Here is an 11,761-nt window from a genome sequence, read left to right as displayed (position 1 = left end):
TAATTCCATAACATTAGTACTAGTCGACTATTGACTGACTGTCTGAGATATGGTTTAGATAAAAGAAAGTAGAACATGCAGGATTGGGGGTTGTCATTTTGACAGGTTGCCGTTTTCAATTATTAGGCAGTTTGAAAATCACCTTCGATGACGAGACCATACCAACAATTCCCGGCAAAAAGGTCGGGCTGCTGTTGGCGTACTTGATTCTGGCTTTTGACATACCCCAAAGCAGGAGACAGATTGCCTTTGACTTTTGGCCGGATTCCACCGAGAAACAAGCTCTTTCCAATCTGCGTAAACTCATTCATGATCTTCGAAAATGCTTCCCACAAATAAACCGCCATCTCCAAATTACTTCGTCTTACATGCATTGGAATAATGAACTGCCCTGCTATTCGGATGTGCACGAGTTTGAACAGGCGGCTCAAGGAAAAACTCTCTATGAGCTGCGTCAAGCGGAAGAACTGTACCGAGGCGAGCTACTCCCCGGATTTTATGAGGAATGGCTTAATGCAAAGCGGGAATTGTTGGCGCAAACGTATTTAGACGTGCTCGACAAACTCATTTCTATGATGGAAAGTCAGCGGGAATACTCCTCGGCCTTAATTTTCGCGAATAAACTGCTGGCCCAAAATAAATTAAGGGAGGAAACTTATCGTACGTTGATGCGGCTAAAAGCCTTGAACAAAGATATGGCCGGTGTTGTGCAAATTTATGAGCAATTGTGCTGCGTTTTTGAAGCCGAGCTTGGCATTGCTCCTGCGGGGGAGACTCAGCAGTTGTTTCAAAGACTCGCGCAGAGCGGAGGCGATAATTCGACTATCGCATACAGACAAACTCCGTTTATCGGCAGAATCGATGAATGGGGAAGTATGCTGAGTGTTTGGCAGCAGGCTAAGGCGGGCAGAACCTCCTTGCTTGTGCTGAAAGGAGAGTCGGGAATTGGAAAAACCAGAATGGCGATGGAATTTAAGGGTTGGCTAGAAAGCCAAGGGATACAAACGGCTTTTGCCGGATGCTATCCAACGGTAAGGTCGCTATCCTACACTCCGGTAACAAATTGGCTCAGAAGCATTCCGTTGCCACAGATGAGCCCGGTATGGCTGTCGGAGCTAGCTCGATTGCTGCCGGAATTGTATGAACGCTATCCGGACTTGCCGATGCCGAACCCGATTCAGGAAAATTGGCAGCTGAATAAGTGGTATGAAGCGATAGAACGGATGCTGCTTGATCAACAACCGCTGCTGCTCATCCTTGATGATATTCAATGGAGCGACAAGGAAACGCTCCAGCTTATTTCCTATCTCCTTCGCGGCGGCTCGAAAGCCAAACTCTTCGTGATCGCGACGATGAGAACAGATGAGTTGGCAGACGATGCAATAGGGCGTTTTTTCACAGGACTTCGGCTTGAACGGAACCTAACGGAAATCGAGCTTGCCCCTTTCAGCGAGGAGGATACGAAACGACTGATGGCCGCTATTGTGGGCAATTCGTTAGCGGACCTTAACTCATCCAGTTTATACACGGAAACGGGCGGAAATCCGCTATTCATTGTCGAGACGATGAGGGAATGGCAAACAAGCAGCAACAAGAGTGAATTGCGGCTTTCGCCTTTGGTGAAATCCGCTATAGAAAACCGCTTAAACAGGCTTTCAGAGGAATGCATACAGCTTATTTCAGCTGTAGCGGCTGTCGGAAGGCCGGTGTTTCCGGAATTTATGGCACTTGTTTTAGAGTCGAAAGAGAAAACTGTACTTGAAATTATGGTGCAGTTGGTGAAGCTGAAAGTTATGCATGAATTGGGGGACGGTCAGTACGATTTTACGCATGAACTCCTAAGGGGAGTCGCGTACACATTGAAGAACGACAGTATACTCCGCTATTATCATCAGCAGATTGCCAATGGCCTGATTGTTTTTCATCACAGACTGCCTGAGCCTCTTGCCGCGGAAATCGCCTTTCATTACGAACTCGCAGGAATGGGTAGTGAGGCGGTTCCTTATTATGAAATGGCTGCATCCGCTGAGGAGAAGATCTATGCCAATGAAACGAGAATCCAATATTACCGAAAGCTTTGCAAGCTGCTGCCATCGGAACAAATTTTACCCATTCTGATGAAATTAGGCGAAGCTTGTATCATGATGGGGGATTGGATCGAAGCGGAAAAGACATACAAACAATGGCTTGAGCGGTCAGGAAATTCCGCATCGCTCAGAGAACGATCCGTATGCGACGTAGCGCTCGGGAATTGTTTGCGGTTGCAAGGTAAATATGAAGAAGCGAGAGTTCATATGGAACGAGCGATGCGCAGCTTTGAGCTGTTGGAGGATCATTCCGGACTGATTTCCGTTTATGTGACGCTAGGCATTCTTCATTACTATAGGGGTAATTATGACAAGGTATTCTTTTATCTGAGGAAAAGAATGGGGTTGTCTCATGTCGAAAATCAATCCCACGAGGATTGCCGATTCTTTGGAATAATAGGACATCTGTTTTATGACCAATGCAAATACGACCAAGCGATTATTTGGATCAAGAAACAGATCCGGCTAGCAACTAAGAACCGGGATAAGTATTCCATCCAGCAAGCCATGGGCATCTTGGCCTTGGTGTATATGGATATGGATGAAATGGATCGGGCTTTTGACCTCATAGTGGATAAGATGGAAATCAGCAATTCGATAGGAGACCGTATGGGCTTCGCTAATGCTTTTGGAATGTTAGGGAAGTACTATTGGTATCTCGGACAACATGCGCAGGCGTCACCATGTATCGTCTTTTGTCTTGAAGAAGCCGTTGCGATCAAGGATTGGCGAGTCGTGGCCATCATGCTCAGTTTTGAAGGTCGCAACCTTTTGGCTCAGCATCGGCTGGAGGAGGCCGATCTTTTGCTCGGATGCTCGATACGGCTGTTCAAACAACTGCACACCCCGTATTTCAAATGCGAAACTCTCTATTTCATGAGCTTGCTGAGGCAGCGCCAGAATCAATATGAAAGTGCTGTGGAGGCAGCGGAAGAAGCTCTGCATATCGCAAATATGCTTAGGCGAAAAGATATGCGGATCAGCCTCCTTGTGCTGCTGTGGCAATTGAAGACAGGTTTAGGCTGGATAAGTCTCGACGAAGCAACAAACAGACTGGAGCGAATATTCGAGCAAAATTCCGGTCTAAAAGAACAGGCATCTATTCGCTACGCAATGTGGAAGCTGAATCCTGAATCGCTTGAACATCAGACCGCTGCGCACTTGTTGAATGAAGAGCTTTACCGAAAGTCGGGCAAACAACAATATTTTGACCATTGCCACGAGCTTAACGGGTTGTGCCGAGCTGTCACTGCACGTCAGATGCCGCAGCTTGCAGCCGAGGTCGCTCAATCCAAAAATATTTCCCGTAAAGTTTTGGACGAAATTGATCATTATTTGAATGAGGATCTACTTTCTCGATAATTCCGGTGATCATACACTACTGCTTCTGTGGGAGAAACGGTAGGGTCACGTCTTGATTGATACAATATGTATCGCGCAGAGGATAAAGCTATAAGACAAGTAGCTAACTATAACTGTTTATCTTGGTTCCGTTCTTATGCAAATGGAATAGATGGTTAGATGATGCTGCTGATTTGAAACGATTTAGAAGCGTTCCCTTCTTTAATATGTATTTGAAGGGGGATTCTCTTGCCCCGCGGCTCAATTATTGAAAGGGGTTTTGCCATGTTTAAAAGGAAAACGCTTTATGCTGGTCTCTTTTCTATGTTACTGCTACCCGCGGCGAGTCGATAACCGCCATAATGAATCTGCTGAAAGCTAAGAAGTGAACATAAATTCCCCATTTTGAAGCGCTTTTGAAGCGCTCCCTGCTTTAGAATGAATCTGAATATAAGACGAAAGGGTGAAAGTAATTGAATAAGAAAATGGTTATGATTCTAGTATTTATTACCGCTGTTATTTCCAGCTCTTTTGGATCTGCTTATGCGGCGGTCAATTTGGAGCCGATCAACGCATTTTTTAACCGCGGTGTGTCATTTGTGCTAAAAGGAGATTTATGGCAGCCCAAAGACGAATCCGGGAACCCGCTAACGGCGATTCATTATGAAGGAAGCAATTATTTGCCTGTCCGTGCCTTGGCTGAAGCGTTAAAAATACAAATTGATTATGATGCTGCGAGCCAAAAAATTTACATTGGAGGCAAGCCGGGAGAAAAAACGCCGATCTTTGCCATGCCGATGGAGATTGACAACATCTATGCCATTCTGTCCAAAGACCCGAAAGAAACGTTGGTGAAAAATAAAAAGTTTCAGGAAGTTTTAAAGATTGACCAGTACGGAGATGTTATTTTTACAATTGACCGAAAATATAAGCGCCTTGTCCTGGATGCTGCCGTCATAAGTCCCGGAGAACATGAGGTGGACTTTGCGCTCTATAACGCGAGTGATTCTGCAGGAAACGCAGCCCTCACTGTCCTCGATAAGCAAACCGTTAGTCCGGAGGACAATGTAAAGCGGCTGATTTATAATGTAGAAGGTCTTGAAAAAGTCAAAATTCATGTACAAAGCCCTAATTTAAACCCGTATATTTATGCGAGGCTTTTGGACACTTCTTTTTTTGATAATGGGGATCCAACCGCTAAGGATAGCTTGAATGAGACAAAAACCAAATAAGGAGAAGCTTGTTATTGATCAAAGACTTAAAACGTGAAAACAGCTATTGACGGCGTCATGTAGGGCATTGCTGTGAAATCGAATGAGCTGGAAAAGGAGTTGATCCGCATTTTAAACCTTAGATGGAAAATAGGGGTATTTGCCTTATCGGCTGTTGTGTCGGTTTCAGGACTGCTCCCCAGCTCTGCCGCAGCGATTGAAGGGCTCGATCCAAAACTTGATCCTAAGGGATATCCGACAGCAGTAGTACGTTGGGAGTTCAATAACATTGAGGCTAACATATCCACTTCCCCTGTGATTGTTTCAGATGGAACGATCTATGTGGGTGCGGACAATAAAAAGCTGTATGCGATTAACCCGGACGGAACGAAAAAGTGGGAGACTTTATTGGGGGCTGCACCCTATGGCACACCGGTTATTGGCTCAGATGGTACGATCTACGTAAATGTTATGGATAATTCTACCAGTACTCATAAATTGTATGCCATTGATCCGATCGGGAGAAAAGTGAAATGGGAGTTCATAAGGGGTGGGAATAGTATCAAGGCCCTTGAAGTGTTTTCTTCACCGGCCATTGGGGGAGATGGTACGATCTTCGCAGGAGGATCCGACAACCGAAGACTGTATGCCATTAATCCGGACGGGAAGCCCAAATGGGATTATATTACAGAAGGCGCCACCGTATTTTCTCCCGCCGTTGGATCGGATGGAACGATTTATGTCGGAGCAACCGGCGGCAACCTTTATGCGATCAAACCGAATGGAGTCAAGAAATGGACATTTAGTACGCAGCCGATAGTTGCTTCTCCTCTGATTGGAAGTGAGGGTAGCATTTATGCCGGATCCTATACAATCAATAAGGGAGCTGCATTTTATGCTATTAATCCGGATGGCACGAATAAATGGACGACGAATGATTTTCGATCCTTATCCGCGCCGGGTGCCGGAGCTGACGGGACTTATTATATCGCGTTTGATAAGAAACTGGTTGCCGAGAATCCGATTGGTACAAGGAAATGGTTTTTGGACATTGGCAATAATGTTAAGCTAATTAAAACTCCGGTGACAGCAGATGAAAATATGATCTATGCGGCATCAGATAACAATGTACTCTATGCGATTGACACAATTGGGAAAGTAAAATGGGGATATGTCGCCGATGGAATTGGAGATAAAATCCCTGCTGCCGGAAGCGATGGTACGGTCTATGTGGCAGGAAGGAAAATATTGTACGCGCTTGGCACTGTCGCCGCAAGCAGCGTCAGCTTGAATAAGAAAACATTGAACCTGCAAGCGGGAGACAGCGAAGCATTGACGGCATCGATTGTCCCTGAGAAAGCAACGAACAAACAGGTGAAATGGAGCAGCAGCGATAGTGCAGTGGCTGCGGTGGATAGTACGGGAAAAGTTACAGGGATCGCAGCGGGTACGGCAAAAATAACCGTGAAGGCGGAGGATGGGGGATTCATCGCAGATTGTACCGTAACCGTAAGTGGAATTCCAGGTAGCAAGCTTCCAGCTCGGGATACTAGCGTTACGTCAAACTTTTCCGATATCTCGGGACATTGGGCGAGCGTGGAGATCGCGAAAGCAGTGGATCTCGGATTCGTTAACGGTTACGCGGACGGCACCTTCAGGCCGAATGCGAGTGTAACACGCGCCGAGTTTACGGCCATGCTCATAAGAGGATTGAAACCGGTGGTGGAGGGTACTACGCTTGCTTTCGAGGATAAGGACGAAATCGGAGTTTGGGCCGTCCAACCGGTGGCACAGGCTGTACAGCTCCGAATAATAAGCGGTTATGAGGATGGCACATTTCGGCCGAATGCGAACATTACTCACGCTGAAATGATTGCTATGGTCATCCGTTCCTCCGGTCTCCCTGCTGGCAAAGCGAGTAAGACCAACTATGCCGACGAAGCGGATATTCCGGATTGGGCGAAAATCGCGGTATCCACAGCCGAGGAGACCGGGATCATCATTGTGGGGGGAATTACTGACAAGAAATTTGCTCCTCAGGTGCTATCCACCCGCGCTGAAGCTGCCTCGGCTATCGTCCGGATGTTAAAGGTCAGAAAATAGTACGTAGTGAAGGAATATTTTCATAAACAAAAACATCGCATCGAAAAAGATACGATGTTTTTGTATTTTTTAGTTATAAACGTACTCTACTACATCGGATATGGTAAACTATCGCTAATTATAGGAGGGAGTGCTCATACATGAAAATAGAATTATCTTTACTTCCATATGAAGATAAAACCATTCTGTATAATCTTATTCAGTTGTACCGTTATGACAGCAGTGAATTTGATGGACATGCTTTAAACAATCATGGATTCTACTTATACAAATACTTTGACCATCAATGGACAGATGAATATCGGCGCCCCTTTATAGTCAAAGTGGATGGGGAGATTGCGGGATTTGCTTTGGTGAGTCTCGATGTTCCTACAGAATACATGAAACTCAGTTCGGCAGAGGTGACAAACGTAATATCCGACTTCTTTATTATGCGGAAATACAGACGGAAGGGAGTGGGCAAAGAAGTTGCCCTTTTGTTATTTGAACAGTTTCATGGTACTTGGGAGATCAGGCAAACTTTGTCTAATAAAAATGCTTATGAGTTCTGGAGGAATGTGATTAAAGAATACAAGAGTGACGGTACATTCCAAGAGGAAATGATACAAAATAGTAGGTGGAATGGGCCTGTATTTGTGTTCCAAACTCAAAGGACATAGTTTAACCAATTAAAATGATGGAGAAATATAAGCGTCAAAGTCGCTCGCCAAGGACATTTGACGCTTACTTATATTACAGAGAATAGCCGATTATTAAGCTGGGAGTCTTCATCCATCAAGAGCCTGTCGAGCGGTAATGAGCCACCCCGATTTTCCACACATACAGGCAGGGCACAAGGAAGATAACTCCAGCCAACGGGATAAAAGCATACAGCGCATGTCTTTCACCATCACGGCCGAGAATGTATAACAGCGGTAAGTAGTTTACGCAACCGAATGGAATGACAAAGGTGAAAAAACGGCTTACCCATTTGTGGTAAATGTTCAATGGATATTGCGTCATCTCGCGTCCGCCGTCGGTGAATATGTTAGCTATTTCCAGCCCCTGTACCGTCCAGAAGCAGATAGAGGCAGCTAGAATGAAAATACCGGTAAATATAGCGACTCCCCCCGCAATCATCAATAGAAGTGCTATAAGTTTAAGCAGCGTCCAATCGATCTGGATATTGAAGGTAGCCCAGATTAAAACAATGAAACTCAGAAACAAACGTCCTACTCTAGCAAATTCGAAGCGGGAACCGAATACCTGAACGACGGTGCTCCTGGGCCGAACGAGCAGTCGATCAAAGTCACCGCTTATGACAAGACTGGAGAAAACGTCGAACCCCCGCGCAAAGCATTCCGTAATTGAAAAAGCCATATGCGTTACTGCGAAGCATAAAGCCACCTCATAGAACGTCCATCCTTCGATCTGTCCGAATCTTTCAAACATAAAGTACAGACCGGCAAACACTGTAAAAGGTGTCAGGCACTGCCCGAGTGTTAGCAGCAGGAATGAAGCTCGATACTGCAATTGCGATTTGAACAGGAGCAGCATGTACTGAAAATAAAGTTTCATTCGGATTACCCTCCCTGTACAACAACACGTTTAAGCGCTTTGCTCATAGCGAATTTACCGAAGGTAATTAGTGCGGCCAACCATACGATCTGAATGCCCAGCCCAGTCACAGCTTCGGATTTGGAAAGATTGCCTGTAAACACGCGAAATGGAAAATCAGCAGTCCAATGAAACGGGAGCAAATATACGATTTGCTGCATCCATCCTGGCATAAGAGGAACGGGAATAATGAGTCCGGCGAGAAATTCCCCGAACACACTAAACAGCAATAATGAGCCGGAAGGAGACATCGTTACAAATACAGAGATGTAAATCAGCATCGAGATGGCTATGATCATTAATAATCCGACGATAAGCACAGCGAGAAAAAGCAGGAACGAGATGAAATCAGGAGGTAATTGAAGTCCGTAGGGGGCTGGCAGGAAAAACACAACGATCAGGATCGGAAAACAGCGAAGCAGGGCGCTTGATAATCGCTGGGCAAGAAGCTTGGCATACCAGAAACCGTAGATGTCATTGGGTCTGCACAATTCATAGGCTATATTGCCGCTGGTTATAAGCTGGAACAACTCATTATCCCTAAGCCACAAGACGATAAAAACAAGGAATGCTTGCTTGAGCCACGTATAGGTTATGACTTGTGAAAGCGTCATAGGCGGCTCTTGAATAGCATGAGCGTAGAACGCTTCAAAGATCATTATAAACATGAAGCCAAAGAAAAATTGAGTGCCGATGCCTGCTAATGCTGCGGCACGGTATTGCAGCCCGTTGCTGATACGCAGCTTGAAAACGGATATGTACGCTTTCATCATAGCTGGTACTCCTTATACATTTGAACAATGATATCTTCTATCGGCTGTGTATCGATAGTGACATCCAGCAGCTCGACCTGCGAGGACAGCTTAGTGAGCGCCTCCGACATCATGACCTGATCTGTATCTACACTTAGAATCGCCCGGTCGGGTGTCCAGGACAGCAAGGATGCTCCTGGAATATTTATAGGTATGCTATTCTCGCGATAGTCAGCCGTTATCGTCCTTCGTGTTCCAAATCGGCTGCGCAAGCCCTGAACACTACCATCATAAAGCAGGTTTCCTTTTCCGATTAACAAAATCCGGTCGGCGAGCGCTTCGATATCGTTCATATCGTGGGTGGTGAGGATGACTGTGACGTGCTTTTCCTTATTGATCGTCTTAATAAAATGGCGAACAGCGATCTTGGAAACGGCATCGAGGCCAATAGTAGGTTCATCCAGAAACAGTATGCTGGGACTATGAAGGAGAGAGGCCGCGATTTCGCAGCGCATCCGTTGGCCGAGGCTCAGCTGCCGAACCGGCGTATGGATGATGCTGTTCAGATCTAAAGTTTCAATAAGCAGGGTGAGATTATCTTTGTATTCCTTATGTGGAATGTTATAGATATCCCGCAGCAGCTCGAATGAATCCATGACCGGCACATCCCACCATAGCTGAGTACGCTGTCCAAACACGACTCCGATGTTCTTTACATAAGGGACGCGATCAAGCCAAGGGGTGTAGCCCATGATCGTGCAAGTGCCCTGATCAGGGACGAGAATGCCGCTCATGATCTTAATGGTGGTCGATTTACCGGCGCCGTTAGGTCCGATGTAACCGACAATTTCACCGGGAGCGATGGAAAATGAAATGTCTTGAAGCGCTTCCACAACTGTGTATTCTCGGTGGAATAACGATTTCATAACATGCCTTAGACCCGATGGGCGCTTGGCTACCAGGTACGATTTTTTGATTCCATTTACTGTTATCACTAACATATACCTCCATTTCTATTTTGAAGTGACAGATTTAGAATGCTACCACTAAGAGTTGAAGGTGTCAATACAATTTTTTGTGATTTTTTTCTAGGAACCGGATAAGTCTCACTATTACTCGGATTGACTCATTTATAATTTGGAGTGGATGCTTTAAAATACTTCGACTGATCTTGACTGTATGGTATATTAAATCCAATTAAAGCTCCTGATGCTTACCCATGCGTTCGAATCCTGCATACGATTAGAGTTACGCTAAAGACTGATGCTCGCAACGCACGTTCTCGGTCTGCCATACAACGTCTTGGGGCAACTTTTGAAGGTGTCCGCAGGGCACATGTTCCTGCTAGTGATGGATCTATCCGGGATACAGCCTATTACTCCATTCTCGCCGAAGAATGGCCTGAATTGCGTACGAATCTAGAGAAGCGGCTTCAAAGAAGCTTGAACAAGGCAATTGAATAATAGTTGCGGTCTTTTAAAAAAGGTCATTGTGAGACTTAAGTCGTAGATGCTGATACTGCATTGTACTGACGTTTTCCTTAAGCAAATCCATTATGATGAGTAAACAAACCAATTGAGGTGATATCTAATGGACATTAGAGAAACGGGTATTATTCTGTTCTGTGAGGATTACGAAACCGCATTAAGCTTTTATTCTGTTCAACTTGGTATGAAAATCCGTCAACGTGGTGAGGACTTAGCCATATTGGATTTCGGCGGCAGTTATCTCATGCTTGAAGACAAGGGTGTGGCTTCTGATAAAGAAAAAACAAGATCACAAAATCCGATTGTAGTCCGATTCAACGTTAATAATTTTGACTTAGCCGTTTCAGAGATCGAAGCACGTGGAGTAAATGTTGAGGTAAAAAGTTTCAAATGGGGGACTATAGGAGTTATTATTGATCCTGAGGGAAATCGAATTGAAATCAAAGGTGACCCTCAATATTAGAGGGTCTCTAGGAGAATTCGTTGCCGCTGGTAGTCTAATCTACCAGCATCTTTTCTAGCCTCATTTTCGCTTCGGGCCAGTCTGATACTATAAAGCTATAGTAGACTGTGTCTCTGATGTAGCCATCATTCAAAATTCGATGACTTCGGTGTATTCCTTCCGAAATAGCGCCAATACGCTCAATTGCTCTTAATGAGCGGGTATTGCGTGAATCGGCTTTAAGCTGCACTCGGACCGTACCCAATGTCTCAAAACAGTGCTGCAGCAGTAAATATTTGCACTCGGTATTCACTCGTGTTCTCCAAACTTCTCGGGCAAGTGCTGTCCAACCGATTTCCAGATGTCGATGCTGGGCGGAAATGTCAGCAAATCTAGTCGTCCCTACCAGACGATCAGTTTCCAGGTCGCGAATGACAAAAGGCAGGGCATCCCCTCTAGCTCGTTCCTCTAAAGCAGTATCCACATAATTTTTCATATCGTCTATACTTCGCATACCGGGAGGGGAATACGTCCATATTTCCGGATCCTTCAGCGCTTCATAAAGCGGGTTAGTATGGGCAGATTCCATTGGAACAAGAATTACCCTTTCTCCTTGCAAAATTACGGGTTCAACTTTCATGGGCGTTGTCTCCTTTTTGTTATCCTTATACATGTAACTAGTAATTTAGGATACAAAGAATATTGGCAATATAAAAGTACCAATATTCCGATTTTTTGCTAG

The 11,761-nt window shown here is 45.2% G+C and carries 9 protein-coding genes and 1 pseudogene; 6 read left to right on the top strand and 4 right to left on the bottom strand.

Annotation, left to right across the window (positions count from 1 at the left end; genetic code table 11):
• Positions 1 to 98 precede the first annotated feature (98 nt).
• The 4 genes from NV381_RS03765 (at position 99) to NV381_RS03750 (ending at position 7,401) form a co-directional block, all read left to right on the top strand.
• Complete coding sequence (locus NV381_RS03765; RefSeq protein ID WP_258211933.1) at positions 99 to 3,449, top strand: tetratricopeptide repeat protein; 3,351 nt, start codon at positions 99 to 101, stop codon at positions 3,447 to 3,449.
• A gap of 452 nt (positions 3,450 to 3,901) precedes the next feature.
• Entirely contained in the window at positions 3,902 to 4,660 is a 759-nt protein-coding gene (locus tag NV381_RS03760) for a copper amine oxidase N-terminal domain-containing protein (protein WP_258211932.1), read from the top strand.
• Positions 4,661 to 4,732: 72 nt separating this feature from the next.
• Complete coding sequence (locus NV381_RS03755; protein WP_258211931.1) at positions 4,733 to 6,742, top strand: PQQ-binding-like beta-propeller repeat protein; 2,010 nt, start codon at positions 4,733 to 4,735, stop codon at positions 6,740 to 6,742.
• 140 nt (positions 6,743 to 6,882) lie between these two features.
• On the top strand, positions 6,883 to 7,401 hold the full coding sequence (locus tag NV381_RS03750) for a GNAT family N-acetyltransferase (protein ID WP_258211930.1): 519 nt from the start codon (positions 6,883 to 6,885) through the stop codon (positions 7,399 to 7,401).
• Positions 7,402 to 7,516: 115 nt separating this feature from the next.
• Here NV381_RS03750 and NV381_RS03745 read toward each other — a convergent pair whose 3' ends face one another.
• The 3 genes from NV381_RS03745 to NV381_RS03735 are packed head-to-tail and all read right to left on the bottom strand — an operon-like array spanning position 7,517 to position 10,091.
• Positions 7,517 to 8,299, bottom strand: a complete 783-nt coding sequence (locus tag NV381_RS03745; protein WP_258211929.1) for an ABC transporter permease — start codon at positions 8,297 to 8,299, stop codon at positions 7,517 to 7,519.
• Positions 8,300 to 8,304: 5 nt separating this feature from the next.
• Entirely contained in the window at positions 8,305 to 9,111 is an 807-nt protein-coding gene (locus NV381_RS03740; protein ID WP_308861653.1) for an ABC transporter permease, read from the bottom strand.
• On the bottom strand, positions 9,108 to 10,091 hold the full coding sequence (locus NV381_RS03735) for an ABC transporter ATP-binding protein (RefSeq protein WP_258211928.1): 984 nt from the start codon (positions 10,089 to 10,091) through the stop codon (positions 9,108 to 9,110). The genes NV381_RS03740 and NV381_RS03735 overlap by 4 nt, the downstream gene beginning before the upstream one ends.
• Positions 10,092 to 10,284: 193 nt before the next feature.
• Between NV381_RS03735 and NV381_RS38175 the strand changes: the two are divergent.
• Positions 10,285 to 10,553 (top strand): annotated as a pseudogene (locus NV381_RS38175) (GNAT family N-acetyltransferase); the annotation flags it as partial.
• 127 nt (positions 10,554 to 10,680) lie between these two features.
• On the top strand, positions 10,681 to 11,040 hold the full coding sequence (locus NV381_RS03730; RefSeq protein ID WP_258211927.1) for a VOC family protein: 360 nt from the start codon (positions 10,681 to 10,683) through the stop codon (positions 11,038 to 11,040).
• A gap of 34 nt (positions 11,041 to 11,074) precedes the next feature.
• Here NV381_RS03730 and NV381_RS03725 read toward each other — a convergent pair whose 3' ends face one another.
• On the bottom strand, positions 11,075 to 11,659 hold the full coding sequence (locus tag NV381_RS03725) for a GNAT family N-acetyltransferase (protein ID WP_258211926.1): 585 nt from the start codon (positions 11,657 to 11,659) through the stop codon (positions 11,075 to 11,077).
• Positions 11,660 to 11,761 lie beyond the last annotated feature (102 nt).

This window comes from Paenibacillus radicis (ex Xue et al. 2023), assembly GCF_024722015.1.
Classification (GTDB): domain Bacteria; phylum Bacillota; class Bacilli; order Paenibacillales; family NBRC-103111; genus Paenibacillus_S.
This window is presented reverse-complemented; position numbering and strand designations above follow the sequence as displayed.

Excerpts from the sequence above, each read along its gene's own strand:
- NV381_RS03750 (WP_258211930.1), top strand. The coding sequence starts at position 6,883 with ATGAAAATAGAATTATCTTTACTTCCATATGAAGATAAAACCATTCTG.
- NV381_RS03745 (WP_258211929.1), bottom strand. The coding sequence starts at position 8,299 with ATGAAACTTTATTTTCAGTACATGCTGCTCCTGTTCAAATCGCAATTG.
- NV381_RS03740 (WP_308861653.1), bottom strand. The coding sequence starts at position 9,111 with ATGATGAAAGCGTACATATCCGTTTTCAAGCTGCGTATCAGCAACGGG.
- NV381_RS03735 (WP_258211928.1), bottom strand. The coding sequence starts at position 10,091 with ATGTTAGTGATAACAGTAAATGGAATCAAAAAATCGTACCTGGTAGCC.
- NV381_RS03730 (WP_258211927.1), top strand. The coding sequence starts at position 10,681 with ATGGACATTAGAGAAACGGGTATTATTCTGTTCTGTGAGGATTACGAA.
- NV381_RS03725 (WP_258211926.1), bottom strand. The coding sequence starts at position 11,659 with ATGAAAGTTGAACCCGTAATTTTGCAAGGAGAAAGGGTAATTCTTGTT.